Origin of the sequence: Corynebacterium sp. KPL1824, assembly GCF_000478095.1 — a bacterium.
Classification (GTDB): domain Bacteria; phylum Actinomycetota; class Actinomycetes; order Mycobacteriales; family Mycobacteriaceae; genus Corynebacterium; species Corynebacterium accolens.
Genome location: NZ_KI515750.1, coordinates 889,765 through 907,233, shown reverse-complemented (window position 1 = coordinate 907,233; position 17,469 = coordinate 889,765). Strand labels below are relative to the sequence as shown.

Genomic DNA, 17,469 nt, shown 5'->3' with positions numbered 1-17,469 from the left:
GGAGCTACAGGACGCATGGAAGACAATAAACTTGCCAAAGTCCTCGTCGTTGATGACGAGCCGAATATCGTGGAACTACTGACGGTATCGTTGAAGTTCCAAAATTTTGAGGTCTACAGCGCTAACTCGGGCAATGAGGCGCTGCGCGTGGCGCGCGAGGTCAACCCGGATGCCTATATTTTGGACGTCATGATGCCGGGCATGGACGGTTTTGAGCTCTTGGGCAAGCTGCGCCAGGAGGGCCTGGATGGCCCAGTGCTGTACCTGACCGCCAAGGACGGCGTGGATCAGCGCATCCACGGCCTGACCATTGGCGCGGACGATTACGTCACCAAACCCTTTAGCCTTGAAGAGGTCATTACCCGCCTGCGCGTGATCATGCGCCGCGGCGGTGCCGCCGAGGAGTCCTCCAACGACGCCACCATGAGCTATGCCGATCTGACCTTGAATGACGATACCCACGAGGTCACCAAGGGCGGCGAGCTCATCGAGCTTTCTCCCACGGAATTCAACCTCCTGCGCTACCTCATGCAAAACAAGGAAGTGGTGCTCTCTAAGTCCAAGATCCTGGACAATGTTTGGCACTACGACTTCGGCGGCGATGGCAACGTCGTGGAATCCTATATTTCTTACCTGCGCCGCAAGATCGATACCGGCGATACGCAGCTTATCCACACCGTGCGCGGCGTTGGCTATGTGCTGCGCACCCCGCGATCCTAAACTGACGTTTTATAATGGCAGATTCACAGGAGAACCCCGCTGCGGACAGGCCCGCGCAGGCGCAGTCCCAGCCCCAGCGGGCACAGCAGCCGCAACAGCCGCCCAAGAAGTGGCATGAGCAGCTGGACCAGCTGCCGCAGCAGGGGCAGGGAAAAAAGAAGCGCTCCAAGCGCGACTACATCAGGCAGATTCCGCAGGCGATGCCGCTTCGCACCTGGCTTGTGGTTCTCCTCGTGGTTATCTCCGGCCTCGGGTTAACGGGCTCGTCCTTTGCCGTGAACTCGATCATGCGCAACGTGCTCTATAACAACGTCGATAGCGAACTGCGCTCGGCGTCGTCCTCCTGGGCCCGCGATGTGGGCAATGACTTCTTCCTAGGTGATCACACCAAGCGCCCGCCCACGGAATACGTCGTGCTCAATTACCTTCCGGATGGCACGATTCGCTATTCGGGGCCCACGTCTACGACCCCGGACGTAGAGGGCGTTCCCTTGGGTGGCTACCCCACGACGGTGGGCTCGATTGAAAATAACACCAAGTGGCGCGCGCTGGCCTTTGCGGATTCCAATGGCGTTATCACCGTCATTGCCAAGGACATGACCCATGAAAAGGAAATCCTGCACGGCCTAGCCATGGTGCAGGTATCCATTGCAGCGATCGCCTTGGCGGCCATGGCCGGCGTGGGCTTCTGGTTCATCCGCAGGGCGTTGCGGCCGCTGCGGGTGGTGGAATCGACGGCATCGGAAATCGCGGCAGGCGACCTGGACAAGCGCGTGCCCGAATGGCCGTTGCATACAGAGGTCGGCCAATTGGCCGCCGCGCTCAATATCATGCTGGGCCACCTGCAACGCTCCGTCGTGACGGCGCAAGAAAAAGAGGAACAGATGCGCCGCTTTGTCGGCGATGCCTCCCACGAGCTGCGCACCCCGCTGACCAGCCTGCGCGGTTACACGGAGCTTTACCGCTCTGGGGCGACAAACGATGTCGATCTGGTCTTTTCCAAGATCGATAAGGAATCCAAGCGCATGTCGCTGCTGGTAGAGGACCTGCTGGCGCTGACCCGCGCGGAAGGCACGCGCCTAGACCTGCGGCCGGTGGACCTTTTGGAGCTTTCCCTTTCGGTGGGCTCGTCCGCGCGCGCTGCCTTCCCAGAGCGCGAGGTCAAGGTGGTTAATAATGCGCAGTCCATCCCAGTGGTCAATGGCGATGCGGATCGCCTCCACCAGGTGCTGCTGAACCTGATTTCCAATGGCCTGCGCCACGGCGGCGAGGATGCCACGGTAACCCTTCAACTGCGCCGCGACAACAAGGACATCCTGGTAGACGTCATCGATGACGGCAAGGGAATGTCGTCCGAGGACGCCGCCCACATCTTCGAGCGCTTCTACCGCGCGGATTCCTCGCGCACGCGCGATACCGGCGGATCCGGTTTGGGCCTTGCCATCGTGCATTCCCTAGTGGAACAGCACGGCGGCAGCATCAGTGTGGACTCCAAGCTGGGCCAGGGCACCACCTTTACGGTGCGCCTGCCCGCGCTGGAGGAACCGGAGGATTAGTCCTCGCGGTAGCCGTCCTCGTTGGTGCCCAGGTGCTGGCGGATGCGCGCGGCCGCCTCATCCATGGCGGCATCGTCGGTGTCCTCGGCGGCATAGGCCTTGGAAAAGTCGTACTCTTCCATCTTCTCGGTGGGGAAGAGGTGGATGTGGGTGTGCGGCACATCGAAGCCGGCGATGACGTAGCCGGTGCGCGGGGTATCGTACGCGTTCTTGATGGCCTCACCGATTTCTAGGGCCACCTCGTTCAGGTGCGTCCAGGTCTGTGGATCCAGGTCGGTCCACTTATCTACTTCCTCTACGGGCACGACCAGGGTGTGGCCGTAGCGCAGCGGCTCGATGGATAAGAAAGCCACGCAGGTCTTATCGCGGTAGACAAAGCGGGCGGGTAGGTCACCAGTGATGATTTTGCTAAATACAGAAGCCATAGCTGCCAGGCTACCCCAGCTATGATGGTGGGCATGCGCATTCTCGTAATTGGTTCGGGCGGCCGTGAACACGCCCTCGTGAAAGGACTGCACGCTGATCCACAAGCTGCGGAGATCCACGTCGCGCCGGGCAGCGCGGCCATGGCACCGCTGGCTACCCTGCACCCGGAATACTCCCAGGTAGATAACCCAGAACGCATGGTGGAACTCGCCCGGGAGATCAATGCCGAGCTCGTGGTCATCGGCCCCGAGGTGCCGCTGGTCGCCGGCGTGGCGGATGCACTGCGCGCAGAAGGCATCGCCGTCTTCGGGCCGAATAAGGACGCGGCCCAGATTGAAGGCTCCAAGGCCTTTGCCAAGGAAGTCATGGAGGCCGCTGGGGTCAAGACGGCCCGCGCGCAGCAGCTGCGCCCAGGAGCTAGCGAGGCCGATATTGAGGCCGCGCTGGATAATTTTGGCCCGCAGTTCGTGGTTAAGGATGATGGTCTAGCAGGCGGCAAGGGCGTGGTGGTCACGAGCGAGCGCGCCGATGCCCGCGCCCACGTGGATGCGGTCTTAGGCGCCGGCAACCCCGTGCTGCTGGAATCTTTCCTGGACGGGCCTGAGGTATCGCTATTTTGCCTTGTCGATGGCGAGACCGTCGTGCCGCTGTTGCCCACCCAGGACCACAAGCGCGCTTACGACAATGACGAGGGCCCCAATACCGGCGGCATGGGCGCGTACACACCGCTGCCGTGGCTTGGCAGGGACGACGTGCAGCGCATCGTCGACGAGGTATGCACCCCGGTTGCCAAGGAAATGGTGCGCCGCGGCACCCCGTATTCCGGCCTGCTCTATGCCGGGCTGGCCTGGGGCGAAGAGGGCCCAGCGGTGGTGGAATTTAACTGCCGCTTTGGTGACCCAGAGACCCAAGCGGTGCTCTCGCTCCTACAGTCCCCGCTGGCACAAGCGCTCAACGCCACTGCCACCGGCACGCTGGCAGAACTCGAGCCCCTTCAGTGGGAAGATGGCTATGCCATCACCGTGGTCATGGCGGCCGAGGGATACCCCGCCTCGCCCCGCAAGGGCGATGCCATTACGGGCGAGGGCCTCGAGGATCCAGAGCGCGTGCTGCACGCCGGCACGGAATACTCCAATGGGGCATTCCGCAGCAATGGTGGCCGCGTGCTCAACGTGCTGGGCAAGGGCGACACGCTAGACGCCGCGCGCGAGAATGCCTACGCCACCGTCCAGGGCATTGAGTTTGCGGGCGGGTTTGTTCGGGGGGACATCGGCAAGCGCGCGGCAGCCGGTGAAATTTCTATCTAGCAAGTAGCCACGGGGGAGGGCAGGCATGGAATAATGAGCCACGTGGCTGAGAAGAAGAATATCCCCAACGTCCTGTCCTCCCGTTATGCTTCTGCGGAGCTTGCCAATATCTGGAGCGCGGAGCATAAAATCATCCTCGAGCGCAAGCTGTGGATCGCCGTGATGCACGCCCAGAAGAACCTGGGTGTGGACATCCCCGCCAAGGCCATTAGCGCGTACGAGGCCGTTATCGAGGACGTAAACCTCGAATCCATTGCTGAGCGCGAGCGCGTCACCCGCCACGATGTGAAGGCCCGCATCGAAGAATTCAATGCGCTGGCCGGCTACGAGCACATCCACAAGGGAATGACCAGCCGCGATCTCACCGAGAACGTGGAGCAGCTGCAAATCCACACCTCGCTGGAAATCATCCGCGATAAGGCCATCGCCGTGGTCTCGCGCATCGGCCGCCACGCGGCTGAGTACCAATCCCTGGTCATGGCTGGTCGCTCGCACAACGTGGCCGCGCAGGCCACCACGCTGGGCAAGCGCTTTGCCACTGCCGGCGATGAAATGCTGCTGGCCATCGAGCGCGTGGAAGACCTGCTGTCGCACTACCCGCTGCGCGGCATCAAGGGCCCCATGGGCACCTCGCAGGACATGCTCGATCTCATGGGCGGTTCCGAGGATAAGCTCGCCTCCCTAGAGACCAATATTGCGGATTACCTGGGCTTCCGCCGCATCTTCAACTCCGTGGGTCAGGTGTACCCGCGCTCGCTGGATTTCGATGCCATCTCTTGCCTCGTCTCCCTGGGCACCGCCCCGGCATCGCTGGCCACCACCATCCGCCTGATGGCCGGCAACGAGACCGTCACCGAGGGCTTCAAGGAAGGCCAGGTCGGCTCGTCCGCCATGCCGCACAAGATGAACGCCCGCTCCTGCGAGCGCGTGACCGGCCTGCAGGTCATCCTGCGCGGCTACCTCACCATGGCCGCGGATCTCGCCGGCAGCCAGTGGAACGAGGGCGATGTCTCTTGCTCGGTGGTGCGACGCGTGGCGCTTCCCGATGCCTTCTTTGCCATCGACGGCCAATTCGAAACCTTCCTCACCGTGCTCGATGAATTCGGCGCCTTCCCCGCCATGATCGACCGCGAGCTGGAGCGCTACCTGCCCTTCCTCGCCACCACCCGCATCCTCATGGCCGCGGTGCGCGCCGGGGTGGGACGCGAGACCGCCCACGAGGTCATCAAGGAAAACGCCGTGGCCGTGGCCCTGAACATGCGCGAAAACGGCGGCAACCAGGACCTGGTCCAGCGCCTCGCCGCAGACGACCGCCTGCCCATGGACGAGGCCGAGCTCGAAAGGGTCCTCGAGGATAAGCACGCCTTCATCGGCGCCGCCGAATCCCAGGTCTCCCAGGTCCTGCACCGCATCAAGGCCCTTGTGGGCGAGCACCCCAAGGCCGCTGCCTATACGCCGGGCGAAATCCTCTAGCGCCGTGCGCGGGCTTATGTGCCCGCGCACGCCCGCGCGTTATGATGAGGACCATGCGTCCTGAGCTTTCTTCTTATACCCATCTTGCCTCCGGCAAGGTCCGTGATATTTACGATGTGGATGACAACACCTTGTTGATGGTGGTCTCTGACCGCATTTCCGCCTATGACTTTGCCTTGGAGCCGGCCATCCCGGACAAGGGCCGTGTCCTCACGGCCACCTCGAAGTTCTTCTTCGATGCCATCGATTTTCCCAATCACATCGCCGGTCCGCTCGATGATGAGCGCATTCCGGAGGAGTGCTTGGGCCGCGCCATGGTAGTAAAGAAGCTGGATATGCTGCCCTTCGAATGCGTGGCGCGCGGTTTCCTTACCGGTTCCGGTTTGCGGGAATACCAGGCAGACGGCACCGTCTGTGGCATCGAGCTGCCCGCCGGCTTGGTGGAGGCCTCCCGCCTGCCCGAGCCCATTTTCACCCCTGCTACCAAGGCAGAGCAGGGCGAGCACGATGAGAACGTGTCCTTCGAATACGTGGCAGACAAGCTCGGCCGCGAGCGCGCCGAGGAGCTGCGCGCGGCCACCTTAAGCATTTACGCTAAGGCTGCCCAGCTGGCGGAGGAAAAAGGCATTATCTTGGCCGATACCAAATTCGAATTCGGCCTCGATGCGGACGGCACGCTCGTGCTTGCTGATGAAGTCCTCACCCCCGATTCCTCCCGCTACTGGCCCGCAGATTCCTACGTGGAAGGCGAGGTGCAACCTTCCTTTGATAAGCAGTACGTGCGCGATTGGCTGACTTCTGCCGCCTCCGGCTGGGATAAGTCCTCTGATGCCACCCCGCCCGCGCTTCCCGATGACGTCGTCTCCGCCACCCGCCTGCGCTATATCGAGGCTTACGAAAAGCTATCGGGCGAGCGCTTCGCGGACTTCCTCGCGCCGCGTTCCTAGTCGGTAGGGCTGGTCTAGGCCAGATCTGGCAATCGCGGTAGCTGGTTGCCCTCCGCTGGGGCAAAACATGTGACGCGTACAGTGGGAGGGCATGAGTGATGAAAAGACGACCGCACCGGTAGCCCCAGTCCACCCCGTAAAGCGCGAATTTCACGGCCGCGAATTCGTGGATAATTACGAGTGGCTGCGCGATAAGCAATCGCAGGAAACCCTGGATTACCTCAACGCCGAAAATGATTACACCGCGGCGCATACCGGGCACTTGGATGCGATGACGGAAAATATCTTCGAAGAGATTAAATCCCGCATTAAACAAACCGATATGTCCGTGCCCGCCCGCCGCGGTAAGTACTGGTACTACGGCCGCTCCGAAGAGGGCAAGAACTACGGCTATTCCTGCCGCATCCCGGTAGAAGAGGGCAGCGATCCCTGGACCGCACCGGTGATTCCAGAAGAAGGCAGCCCAGAGGGCGAAGAAATTATCTTGGACACCAACACCCTGGCAGAGGGCAAGGACTTCTTCGCCCTTGGTGCAGCCTCCATCTCAGATTCCGGCCGCTACCTGGCCTATTCCGTGGATTTTGCCGGCGATGAGCGCTTTGAGCTGTCCATTAAGGACCTCGAAACGGGAGAGCTGCTGGAGGATCACCTCACCGGCATTTTCTACGGCGCTACCTGGGCAGGCGATGGTTATATCTTCTACTCCACGGTGGATGATGCCTGGCGCCCAGATGCGGTGTGGCGCCATAAGGTAGGCACCGAGCAGTCCGCGGATGTGCGCGTCTTCCACGAGGAAGATGAGCACTTTAATGTGGGCATCGGCAGTGCCCGCTCCGATAAATACCTCTTCATTGGGGTGGGCTCGAAGATTACCTCGGAAGCCTGGGTACTGGATACGGAAAACCCAGAAGGCGAATTCCGCCCGCTGTGGCAGCGCGAGACCGGCGTGGACTACGACGTAGACCATGCCGTAGTGGGCGGCGAAGACTACTGGATTGTCACCCACAACGCCGCCGGGCCGAACTTTGCGGTGGGCTATGCCAAGGTCGATGCGGAACTTCCCGCCCTGCGCGAGCTGCCGGAGCTGCTGGCACACGATGACACCACCCGCATCGAGGGCGTGGATACCTACCGCGACCACATGGTGGTGGGCTATCGCCGCGGCGGCATCGGCAGGGCCGCCATTATGCGCGTGGGCGATGACTTCGGGGAATTCGAAGAACTCAACTTCAACGAGGAGCTTTTTACCGTCGCCGTGGCCGGTAACCCGGAATGGGACGCGCCGGTAGTCCGCGTGAACTACGTGTCTTATATCCAGCCCGCGCAGCTTTTCGATTACCGCGTGGATACCGGCGAGTACACGCTGCTGAAGGAACAAGAAGTCCCAGGCGGCTATGATCCGGATGATTATGTGGCCTACCGCATTTGGTCGACCGCCAGCGATGGCACCAAGATCCCAGTCTCCGTGGTGCACCGTTCCGACCTGGACCGCACCAAGCCCAATCCGACGCTGCTGTATGGTTACGGCTCCTACGAGGCCAGCATGGACCCGTACTTCTCCGCGTCCCGGCTTTCGCTGATGGACCGCGGCATGATTTATGCGGTCGCCCACGTGCGCGGCGGCGGCGAGATGGGCCGTCAGTGGTACGACGACGGCAAGATGCTGCAGAAGAAAAACACCTTCACCGATTTCATCGCAGTGGCCGATGATCTCATCGAGCGCCGCGTGACCACCCCGGACCAATTGGTGGCAGAAGGCGGATCCGCCGGCGGCATGCTCATGGGCGCCGTGGCGAATATGGCCCCCGACCGCTTTACCGCCATTCAGGCCGTCGTCCCCTTCGTGGATCCGCTGACCTCGATGCTCATGCCGGAGCTTCCCCTCACCGTTCCCGAATGGGAAGAGTGGGGCGACCCGTACCACGATCCGGAATACTACGACTACATGAAGTCCTACTCGCCCTACGAGAATGTTGAGGCCAAGGACTACCCGGATATCTTGGCTATCACCTCGCTGAACGATACCCGCGTGCTGTACGTGGAACCGGCAAAGTGGATTGCCCAGCTGCGCGCTACCGCCACCGGCGGCGAATTTCTGCTCAAGACGGAGATGGCCGCCGGGCACGGTGGCGTATCCGGCCGCTACGATAAGTGGCGCCAAAACGCCTTCGAATACGCCTGGACCATCAATAAGGCCACCGGCCTTACGGAGTAACCACGCCGTACAGTCGCGCGCTGGCCGGCACCCTGGCCAGCGTTCTGGCCAGCGCGCGGATCTGGCGGTACTGTGCGATAATTTGAGCTATGACTAGCCACCTTCTGGTTTCTATCTCCAGTATTTTTGAGGACACTCGGAAGCAGGCTACAAGCTTCCTGTCGGTTCTGGACCGGGAGGAAATTCCCGTCTCCCTGCTCATCGCCCCGCATATTGATGGCAATTGGCACCTGGCCAAGGACAAGGACACCCAACAGTGGCTCAAGGACCAGGCGGCTGCTGGCCGTCCGCTTATCCTCAATGGCTTTGATCAAGCAGTGCAAGGCCGCCGCGCGGAGTTTGCCAACCTCAATTCACATGAGGCGAAGCTGCGCCTAGCCGGTGCGACCCGGCAGATGGCGCAGATTGGTTTCGAACCCACCATCTTCGCGCCCCCGCGCTGGCGCATGTCTCCCGGAACGTTGCAGGTCCTGCCCAAATTCCCCTTTGAAGTGGCAGCTTCCACGCGGGGCATCCTGGAAGTACCGACCGGGAAATTCCACCAAGCCCGCAACCTTTCTTTTGGTGAGGGTTTTGGTTCCGCCAAGTGGTGGCGCAAAAACATCATCCGCGCGGCAGAGCGCTCCGCCCAGCGCGGCAATACCGTGCGCCTTTCCATCTCTGCCCGCAACCTGGATGACCGCAAGGTCATTAAGGACTTTGTAAAGGCTGCTCGCCGCGCCCTCGACGCGGGCGCTACTCCCGCTGATTACAGCATTTACCTTCCGCGTTAGTCCGGCGGAGGTTTTATAGTAGGTAGCATGAAACGAACAGATGAACTAACAACGCAACAGGCGGCAGACTTCTTGAATGTCTCTCGGCCGCGTGTCATCGAGCTCATGGATGAGGGAACCTTGAAGGGGCATACAGAAGGTGCCTACCGCCATCTGTATGCCTCCAGCGTGCAGGGCTTTAAACGCCAGAGAGACCTTGAGCAGCGTGCTGCTGCAGACGAGCTCGCGGTGCTCTCTGACGAGATGGGCTTGTACGAGTAGGCGCTCCTACTTGCTTAGGCCGTTAATGAAGTCCTTAGCCTGCTGCGGGAGCATGCCCCAGATTCCAGCGGGGATGATCTTCTGCAGGTTTCCGGTAGCCGCCATGAAGCCGGGGATGGCGAGAAGGCCGGCCAGGATGGCAAAGCCGATAATGGCGCCGGTGCCCCAGGAGCTAGAGCCGAACCCGAAGCCTGGGCCATCGGTGTTGTCGTCCTGGTTGGCATCGTTGCCCTGATCGCCGTCGTCGGTGGATTCATCCTCACCGAGCGTGAAGCCGACCTTGACGGGGTCGTGGTCAGAGGCGCGGAAGGGGGAGTCGTCGTAGAAATCCACGGCGTTGTAGTTGCGGCGGGAGTACTCAAAGGCGACGGGTTCGTCGGCGTTGATGTTCCACACTTGGGCATCGGCAAGCGCGCCCGAAGCAACCTCATTGGCTAGGACGTGGTCCAAGGTGCCGAGCAGGCCGCCGAACTGGTAGGAGGTATCGGCGCCGTATTTTTCCGCAGGCACGGTGAAGCCGTCGTTGCGGAAGACGTCGAGCGCGGTTTCGTGGGTGTAGGTATTGAAATCACCCAGGGCGAATAGCGGCTTATCCTTCCAATCGTCCTGCTTGTGCAGTGCATCGAGCACGGCCTGGGCCTGGGCGTTGCGGACGTTGGGGTTATTGCCCTGGCCGTCGCCGGAATCCTCATTGCCCTTGGCCACCGAGCCCTTGGACTTGAAGTGGTTGGCCACGGCGACGAAGGACTCGTCATCGCTATTGATCGGCTGGAATTCCTGGGCCAGCGGCTCGCGGGCGGTGCCGGAAAAGCGCGGATCCTGGAAGATGCGGGATTCGCCTACGGGCTTGACCACGTCCTTGTGATAGATAAACGCGGTGCGGATGACATCGGGGCGCTCAGGAACCTGATCCTTGGAAGGGGAGGGAACGAAGGCCCACTTTTCTGAGCCCGCGGCCTCGTTGAGTTTTTCGGTCAGGCGCTTCAGCGCCTTATCGCGCTGGTTAAAGTCCCCGGTGACGGCGTAGCCATCTTCGATTTCGGAAAGGCCAATGACATCGGCATCCAGGCCATTGATGGCGGCGACGATCTTGCGCTCTTGGTCCTCTAAGGCGGATTCGGTATAGGCGCCGCGGGTCTTGCCGCGGTTGACGGTGACCTTATTGCCCGCGCGGTCGGTATAGGCGCTGCCGCCGAATTCCTCGCCCAAAGAGGTGAAGTAATTCAGCACGTTGAAGGCGCCGATGGTGTATTCGCCCTTGACGTCATCAACGGCGTGCAGCTCCGCATCGCGGGATTCTTCCCAGGAGATGGGGAGATCGGCGCTGGCGGTCTCACCGGTGACCGGCTCGGTGGGCTGGAAGCGCCACTGCTCGTGGGAGTAGCCCACGATGACCGGATGCTGGAATTCGACCGTATCGGTGGTGCGCAGGGACTTGATGGTCTTTCCACCGTCTTGGGAGATATACGGCAGCGGGGTGTCCTTATCCGTCTTCAGGTAATCGCGGGTGCGGCCATCATCCAGGGTGACGAGCTTTTCTGCGTTATCCTTGGCCAGTTTTTGCAGCTCGGAATTGGGGTCGGTGGAAGGGGAGTGGACATCGGAAGGCTGGCGGAAGGCCTCATCGCCCGGGGCGAGGCCGACCTCGCCGTATTGGTTGAGCGAGTAGTTATTGGTCACGGTGTGCGTGCCGGGCTGGATGAGCATGTGCTCAAAGGGCTCGCGGGCGGAATCGCCTTGGGGCAGCTCGTCCACGGCGAGCGGGGTGACCTCCTCCAGCGCGGTATCGAGCTGCTTGAGGGAAGAAGCGCTGACCTGGGTAGCGCCGTAATACTCGGAGACCTGGCCGGTGACCTCGACGGAGTCGCCGATGCTGGGGTATTTATCGGCGCCCTTTTTACCCATGTGGATAAATAGCGCCTGGGAGGCATCGGTGGCTTCTTTGCCGGTGCCGCCGGTCTGGATGGTAAAGCCGTTTAAGCCGCCCTCGCTCCACACGCCGGTGACAACGCCCTGGGTAGCAACGTTTTGGCCCTCGAGCGGCGAGGTATCGCCGGTGCCTTGGATTTCTGCAATCGGGGTCACGCCTTCGGGGGCGGGAAGATTCTCGGAGCCACCCGATCCGCCTGGCTGTGGGGCCGGGGACTCGTTGCCGGAATTGGTGGGAGACGGCGTGCCGACGGTGAAGTCCGCGGAGTTGTCATCGGTATCGGCACCCGCCGCGTTGCGGGAGGCGGAGGTGTCATTAGACAGCGCGCCGGTGGCAGCGCCTTCAAACTTGGAGGCGGCGCCGTAACCTACGAGGTCAATGGTGTTTCCGGTGGCATCGGCAAGCTGCACCGAGCCCTTCGTGCCGGACATATTGACCTTGCCTTGCGCATCCGGGGTGGGAAGAGCCTGGGCCTGGCCATTGCCGGCGGCAGCCTGTACCAGGTAATAACCGTGGGGAGCAATGGTGCCGGACAGGGTTATCTTGCCGCCGCTATTGCCGTTGGAGGCAAAGTACTCCACGGACCAGCCGGTGAGATCGATCGCGGCATCGGTGGGGTTATAAAGCTCGATGAAATCATTGGAAAAGCTCGCGCCCTTGTTTCCGCCACCGCCGTAGACCTCAGAGATGACCGCGGTGGAATTATCCGGGGCGGCCATGGCGGTAGGCACCGCGACGGATAGGGAGAGGGTGGAAAACCGGCAGCGAGGGCTACCCTGCCAAGGCGGCGAAGAGCCATAGAAGTCACCTTAATCATAGAGAAAGTTGTCATGGACGCCTTTTATATTTACTCGCTGAACAATTGGTGCACCCGTGGCCGCAAGGGGTGGGTTGTGCGCGAGCAGGCGGTGAAACCTGGGTGCCGCGCAAAATTCGTTTTCCTGTTGGTCGTAATTTACGCGGTGTTTGCTTTGCTGGGGTGAAAACCCTGCAGTGGGGGTATATCTAGGGATTGGGCGGGGGTATGACTACACTGAATCGGGCAGACCTAAGCCCCATACAGTAAGGCAAAAATTTCATGGCTCGTGTAGTTGTCAATGTCATGCCCAAGGCGGAAATTTTGGATCCGCAGGGCCAAGCTGTCGTCCGCGCATTGGGTCGCATCGGAGTATCCGGTGTCAGCGATGTGCGCCAAGGAAAGCGCTTCGAACTCGAGGTAGATGACTCCGTTACCGCGGAGGAATTGGATAAGGTGGCAGAAACGCTGCTGGCTAATACCGTCATCGAGGACTACGAGGTTACGCAGCTGGAGGTCAAGTAAGTGACCGCAAAAATCGGAGTAATTACCTTCCCCGGCACCCTGGATGATGTGGATGCCGCCCGCGCGGCCCGCACCGCCGGCGCCGAGGTCATTAACCTCTGGCACGCGGATGCTGATCTGCGCGGCGTGGACGCGGTAGTCGTGCCGGGCGGGTTTTCCTATGGTGACTACCTGCGCTCGGGCGCTATTTCGGCGCTCGCCCCCGTCATGCGCAGCGTCATCGACCGCGCCAAGGCGGGAATGCCGGTGCTCGGCATTTGCAATGGTTTCCAAATCTTGACTGAAGCAGGCCTCTTACCGGGAGCATTGACCCGGAATAAGGGCCTGCATTTTCATTGCACCGATACTTACCTGGAGGTGGAGCACTCCACCACGGCCTGGACCAGCGAGTTTGAAAAGGGCCAAAAGATTTTGGTGCCCGCCAAGCACGGTGAGGGCCGCTTCCAGGCAGGCGATGACGATATCGCCCGCATCGAGGGCGAAGGCCGCGTGGTCTTCCGCTATACCGATAATTACAACGGCTCCATCAATGGCATTGCCGGTGTAAGCGATGAGTCCGGCCGGATTGTTGGCCTCATGCCGCACCCAGAGCACGCCATTGACCCGCTGACCGGCCCATCCACCGACGGATTGGGACTATTCGTATCCGCCATCAAGGCCGTCGCGGAAGCGCCGGCGGTTTAAGGAGGCCACCTACATGACCGTTTCTAATGACACCGTAGAAAAGGCGCAGTCCACCCCGGATGAAAAGCAGCCGTACGTTGAGCTTGGCCTAAAGGATGACGAATACCAGCGCATCCACGATATTCTGGGCCGGCGCCCCACCGACGCGGAGCTGACCATGTACTCCGTGATGTGGTCCGAGCACTGCTCCTATAAGTCCTCCAAGACGCACCTGCGCTACTTTGGTGAGACCATGACGGAGGAGATGGGGGAGAAGATCCTCGCCGGCATCGGTGAAAACGCCGGCGTGGTGGACATCGGCGATGGCAATGCGGTGACCTTCCGCGTGGAATCGCACAACCACCCCTCCTACGTGGAGCCCTACCAGGGCGCGGCCACCGGCGTGGGCGGCATCGTCCGCGACATCATGGCCATGGGCGCACGTCCCATCGCCGTGATGGATCAGCTGCGCTTTGGGCCTGCCGATGCCCCCGATACCAAGCGCGTGTTACCCGGCGTCGTCTCCGGCGTGGGCGGCTACGGCAACTCCTTGGGCCTGCCCAATATTGGTGGCGAAACCGTCTTTGATGAAACTTATGCCGGAAACCCGCTGGTCAACGCCCTGTGCGTGGGTACGCTCAAGGTCGATGACTTGAAGCTCGCCTTCGCCTCCGGCACCGGCAATAAGGTCATGCTCTTCGGTTCCCGCACCGGCCTGGACGGCATCGGCGGCGTATCCGTGCTGGCCTCCGATACCTTTGAAGACGGCGCCGAGCGCAAGCTTCCTGCCGTGCAGGTGGGCGACCCCTTCGCGGAAAAGGTGCTCATCGAATGCTGCCTGGACCTCTACCACGCCGGCGTCGTGGTGGGCATCCAGGACTTGGGCGGCGCCGGCCTGGCGTGCGCCACCTCTGAGCTGGCCGCGTCCGGCGATGGCGGCATGGAGGTCAACCTCGATGCGGTACCGCTGCGCGCGGAAAACATGACCGCCGCGGAAATCCTTGCCTCCGAGTCCCAGGAGCGCATGTGCGCCGTCGTGGCACCGGAAAACGTGGAGAAGTTCCGCGAAATCTGCGAGCACTGGGAGGTCACCTGCGCCGAAATCGGTGAGGTTACTGAAGGTGACCACTTGGTCATCCGCCACCAGGGTGAGGTCGTCGTCGATGCGCCGGCTGGCACCATCGCGGATGAAGCACCCGTCTACGAGCGCCCCTACGCCCGCCCCGAGTGGCAGGATGAGCTGCAGAAATACCAGGGCACGGACAAGCGCGGCCTGGTGGAATCCCTGCAAAAGCTCATTTCCTCGCCTTCGTTGTGCTCGCGCGATTTCATCATGAATCAGTATGACCGCTACGTGCGTGGCAATACCGTCCAGTCCCACCACGCGGACGCGGGTGTGCTGCGCATTGATGAGGAGACCGGCCGCGGCGTCGCCGTTTCCGCCGATGCTTCCGGCCGCTACACCAAGCTGGATCCGAACATGGGCGCGCGCCTGGCCTTGGCGGAGGCCTACCGCAACGTCGCGGTTACCGGCGCGAAGCCCGTTGCGATTACCAACTGCTTGAACTACGGTTCGCCGGAAAACCCGGACGTGATGTGGCAGTTCCGCGAATCCGTGCATGGGCTTGCCGATGCCGCCGTGGAACTCTCCATCCCCGTCTCCGGCGGCAACGTCTCTTTCTACAACCAGACCGGCTCCGAGCCGATTCTGCCCACCCCGGTCGTGGGCGTGCTCGGCGTGATCGACGATGTGCACAAGGCCATTGGCAATAACCTGGGCACCGTCAATGAGAAGGAGGTCCTCATCGCCTTGGGCGAGACCAAGGATGAGTTCGGCGGTTCCATCTGGCAGCTGGTGAGCGCCGAGGGCGCCGATAAGGACAACCTCAACGGCCTGCCGCCGCAGGTGGATATGGCCAATGAGAAGCGCCTCGCGGACTTCTTCCACGGCAACGATCTGCTCACCGCCGCGCACGATGTCTCTGAGGGAGGCCTTGCCGTCGCCGCCTTTGAGATGGCCAAGCGCGCCGGTGCGCTTGCCGATGCCGCCGGCCTCGGCCTCGACCTCGATCTCACCGCCGTGCACGAGGACGCCTTTACCGCGGCCTTCTCCGAGTCCGCTTCCCGCGTGCTCGTGGCCACCACCGCCGACCGCACCGATGAGGTGCTGGCTCGCGCCGCCGAGTTCGGAATCCCCGCCACCATCGTGGGTGAGACCACCAACACCGGTGCCTTGACCCTCGGCGGTGAGTCTGTCGCCATCTCCCAGCTGGTTGAGGCATGGTCTGCCACCTTGCCTGACCTCTTCGGCCACGCCGTGGGCGCCAACTCCGTCGTGGAGTAAACCAGCCCCTGGCATTGCCCAGCACAAGCCCGGCTTCGGCCGGGCTTGAGTAGCGTTTAGGCAATCTCCGATTTTCCCGGCCGCCGCCCATTAGATAACGCCATTTCTCTCTGATTCGAATCGTGATTTTACAGTAGGAGTCCCATGAGTGCGCATTCCCGCCACCAAGCCTCCGCACCCGCATCAACAGTGGTGCGGTGGTGCCACCATGGTATTGGGCTGGTATTTGGCCTAGTGGTCGCCATAATTTCCGTCGGAAAAATGAATTACGATGACTGGGATGCGTTATGGGTGGCGGGATTGCTCGTACGCGATGGAAACCGGGATCACCTCTATAGCATCAATGAACATGATTTCGCGATGCCCCGTGGTGACGTCTGGCTAGATACCATCGCCCACTCCGATGTCACTGGGTTTCCGCACCCTTATGTTCACGCTCCATTTCTTGCCGATGTCATGAGCTTGGTCGTGCAAGTCATGAGTTTTGATGTCTCCGTGATAGTGCTCGCGATTGTTTCCGGGTGGGCGTTGGTGGTGCTGATAGCCTCCGCCTGGTTCTTGTGGTTTGAAGAAGAAATACCGACCATGATCCTGCTTTTCGGCATACTCTTGGGCTGGGTATCGACGGCTTTTCAGTCATCGTTGATCCTTGGCCAGACGAGCCCGTTGATCTTTGCGGGGGTTGCATACGGCCTTGCTGCGTCCCGCGTGCACCCAGTGCGCGCGGGAATTGCACTGGGACTTGTATCTGCGGTGAAGCTAACCCCCATTGTCCTTGTGCTCATCTGCGTGGCATTTCCGCGGGCGCGGAAAACGGGAGTGGTAGCACTCGGGACAGGCGCCATCGCTGTACTGTACTCAATCGTCGTTTCTGGCTGGAACGTATTTACCTCTTGGTGGGATACCCTTCAGGACATCATGGGATCAGTAATGGTCGCCCCCGTCAACGGATCGATCGCCTCCCAGCTCAGCACCAACCGCGTTGAAGATGACAACCTCCTTGTCACCATTGTCGATGATCCTTCACTGGCTGCCAGCATTATTCCGCTACTTGTCACCCTGGCATTGATTGCACTGGTTATTGTTACCGCTGTGCGGTCACAGGATCCGTGGCGCATTACTGCCGTCGGCATCTTTACGGTGCTTACAGCTACCAGCAGTATCTTGTGGGATCATTACGTCTTGTGCGCCGTATTGCCACTGCTAGGCGTTCTGGCCCGCGGGCAGAATCGCATTATTTATGCCGTCCCAGTCTTGGGACTCTTCCTATTCCCGCCGCTGGCCAAGTCAGATTCTGATTTGTGGTTGCCGTGGTCCTCTTTCATCGCCTTGGCAGGTTTTGTCATCGCACTGTGTATCGCGGAGCTAAGCCGGAAGGACGCCCTGCCCCTGCGGGACCGCCGTCTTTCTTTCAAGAAAGCGAGTTAGTAGGCGGCTTTAGTCACAACGCCTTTCCAGAACTGAAGACTTCAAGATCGTTGCCCGGCCCTATCCGGCCAATGATGGTGGCACCCACCCAGTGATGATGTATGT

General features: G+C 61.1%; 14 protein-coding genes. 12 read left to right on the top strand and 2 right to left on the bottom strand.

All coding sequences use genetic code 11. The annotated features are described in order from the left end of the window. The first annotated feature begins 15 nt into the window (after window positions 1–15). Together HMPREF1267_RS10535 and HMPREF1267_RS10530 are read left to right on the top strand one after the other, a co-directional pair. Window positions 16–720, top strand: a complete 705-nt coding sequence (locus tag HMPREF1267_RS10535; RefSeq protein WP_005279568.1) for a response regulator transcription factor — start codon at window positions 16–18, stop codon at window positions 718–720. 14 nt (window positions 721–734) lie between these two features. After that, window positions 735–2,276, top strand: a complete 1,542-nt coding sequence (locus HMPREF1267_RS10530) for a cell wall metabolism sensor histidine kinase WalK (RefSeq protein ID WP_023029210.1) — start codon at window positions 735–737, stop codon at window positions 2,274–2,276. Here HMPREF1267_RS10530 and HMPREF1267_RS10525 read toward each other — a convergent pair. Further along, window positions 2,273–2,701 carry an HIT family protein gene (locus HMPREF1267_RS10525; protein ID WP_005279571.1) on the bottom strand — a complete coding sequence of 143 codons (429 nt, stop codon included), beginning with the start codon at window positions 2,699–2,701 and terminating at the stop codon, window positions 2,273–2,275. The genes HMPREF1267_RS10530 and HMPREF1267_RS10525 overlap by 4 nt on opposite strands. 33 nt (window positions 2,702–2,734) lie before the next feature. On the opposite strand from HMPREF1267_RS10525, the gene purD reads away from it, so the two are divergent. The 6 genes from purD to HMPREF1267_RS10495 all read left to right on the top strand — a co-directional run bounded on the left by purD (window position 2,735) and on the right by HMPREF1267_RS10495 (window position 9,678). After that, on the top strand, window positions 2,735–4,009 hold the full coding sequence (gene purD / locus HMPREF1267_RS10520) for a phosphoribosylamine--glycine ligase (RefSeq protein ID WP_034667392.1): 1,275 nt from the start codon (window positions 2,735–2,737) through the stop codon (window positions 4,007–4,009). Between the two features lie 33 nt (window positions 4,010–4,042). Further along, on the top strand, window positions 4,043–5,482 hold the full coding sequence (gene purB, locus HMPREF1267_RS10515) for an adenylosuccinate lyase (protein ID WP_005279575.1): 1,440 nt from the start codon (window positions 4,043–4,045) through the stop codon (window positions 5,480–5,482). Between the two features lie 53 nt (window positions 5,483–5,535). Then, window positions 5,536–6,429, top strand: a complete 894-nt coding sequence (locus HMPREF1267_RS10510; RefSeq protein WP_023029208.1) for a phosphoribosylaminoimidazolesuccinocarboxamide synthase — start codon at window positions 5,536–5,538, stop codon at window positions 6,427–6,429. A gap of 91 nt (window positions 6,430–6,520) precedes the next feature. Beyond that, a complete protein-coding gene (locus tag HMPREF1267_RS10505; protein ID WP_023029207.1) occupies window positions 6,521–8,644 on the top strand; it encodes a S9 family peptidase in 2,124 nt (707 codons plus the stop codon). Window positions 8,645–8,733: 89 nt separating this feature from the next. Next, a complete protein-coding gene (locus HMPREF1267_RS10500; RefSeq protein ID WP_023029206.1) occupies window positions 8,734–9,417 on the top strand; it encodes a DUF2334 domain-containing protein in 684 nt (227 codons plus the stop codon). A 27-nt stretch (window positions 9,418–9,444) separates the two neighbouring features. Further along, complete coding sequence (locus tag HMPREF1267_RS10495) at window positions 9,445–9,678, top strand: excisionase family DNA-binding protein (RefSeq protein ID WP_023029205.1); 234 nt, start codon at window positions 9,445–9,447, stop codon at window positions 9,676–9,678. Between the two features lie 6 nt (window positions 9,679–9,684). Here the strand turns inward: HMPREF1267_RS10495 and HMPREF1267_RS10490 are convergent, their stop codons facing one another. Then, entirely contained in the window at window positions 9,685–12,339 is a 2,655-nt protein-coding gene (locus HMPREF1267_RS10490; protein ID WP_232215139.1) for an ExeM/NucH family extracellular endonuclease, read from the bottom strand. A gap of 347 nt (window positions 12,340–12,686) precedes the next feature. Between HMPREF1267_RS10490 and purS the strand changes: the two genes are divergently transcribed. The 4 genes from purS (at window position 12,687) to HMPREF1267_RS10470 (ending at window position 17,364) form a co-directional block, all read left to right on the top strand. Further along, window positions 12,687–12,929, top strand: coding sequence for a phosphoribosylformylglycinamidine synthase subunit PurS (purS, locus tag HMPREF1267_RS10485; protein ID WP_005279580.1), 243 nt, complete (start codon window positions 12,687–12,689; stop codon window positions 12,927–12,929). Continuing rightward, complete coding sequence (gene purQ, locus HMPREF1267_RS10480; RefSeq protein ID WP_023029203.1) at window positions 12,930–13,613, top strand: phosphoribosylformylglycinamidine synthase subunit PurQ; 684 nt, start codon at window positions 12,930–12,932, stop codon at window positions 13,611–13,613. 13 nt (window positions 13,614–13,626) lie between these two features. After that, a complete protein-coding gene (gene purL, locus HMPREF1267_RS10475) occupies window positions 13,627–15,936 on the top strand; it encodes a phosphoribosylformylglycinamidine synthase subunit PurL (protein WP_023029202.1) in 2,310 nt (769 codons plus the stop codon). A 144-nt stretch (window positions 15,937–16,080) separates the two neighbouring features. Beyond that, a complete protein-coding gene (locus HMPREF1267_RS10470; protein WP_023017933.1) occupies window positions 16,081–17,364 on the top strand; it encodes a glycosyltransferase family 87 protein in 1,284 nt (427 codons plus the stop codon). Window positions 17,365–17,469: the final 105 nt, after the last annotated feature.

Excerpts from the sequence above, each read along its gene's own strand:
- purL (WP_023029202.1), top strand. The coding sequence starts at position 13,627 with ATGACCGTTTCTAATGACACCGTAGAAAAGGCGCAGTCCACCCCGGAT.
- HMPREF1267_RS10525 (WP_005279571.1), bottom strand. The coding sequence starts at position 2,701 with ATGGCTTCTGTATTTAGCAAAATCATCACTGGTGACCTACCCGCCCGC.
- purS (WP_005279580.1), top strand. The coding sequence starts at position 12,687 with ATGGCTCGTGTAGTTGTCAATGTCATGCCCAAGGCGGAAATTTTGGAT.
- HMPREF1267_RS10470 (WP_023017933.1), top strand. The coding sequence starts at position 16,081 with ATGAGTGCGCATTCCCGCCACCAAGCCTCCGCACCCGCATCAACAGTG.
- HMPREF1267_RS10495 (WP_023029205.1), top strand. The coding sequence starts at position 9,445 with ATGAAACGAACAGATGAACTAACAACGCAACAGGCGGCAGACTTCTTG.
- purB (WP_005279575.1), top strand. The coding sequence starts at position 4,043 with ATGAGCCACGTGGCTGAGAAGAAGAATATCCCCAACGTCCTGTCCTCC.
- HMPREF1267_RS10505 (WP_023029207.1), top strand. The coding sequence starts at position 6,521 with ATGAGTGATGAAAAGACGACCGCACCGGTAGCCCCAGTCCACCCCGTA.
- HMPREF1267_RS10500 (WP_023029206.1), top strand. The coding sequence starts at position 8,734 with ATGACTAGCCACCTTCTGGTTTCTATCTCCAGTATTTTTGAGGACACT.
- HMPREF1267_RS10535 (WP_005279568.1), top strand. The coding sequence starts at position 16 with ATGGAAGACAATAAACTTGCCAAAGTCCTCGTCGTTGATGACGAGCCG.
- purD (WP_034667392.1), top strand. The coding sequence starts at position 2,735 with ATGCGCATTCTCGTAATTGGTTCGGGCGGCCGTGAACACGCCCTCGTG.
- HMPREF1267_RS10530 (WP_023029210.1), top strand. The coding sequence starts at position 735 with ATGGCAGATTCACAGGAGAACCCCGCTGCGGACAGGCCCGCGCAGGCG.
- HMPREF1267_RS10510 (WP_023029208.1), top strand. The coding sequence starts at position 5,536 with ATGCGTCCTGAGCTTTCTTCTTATACCCATCTTGCCTCCGGCAAGGTC.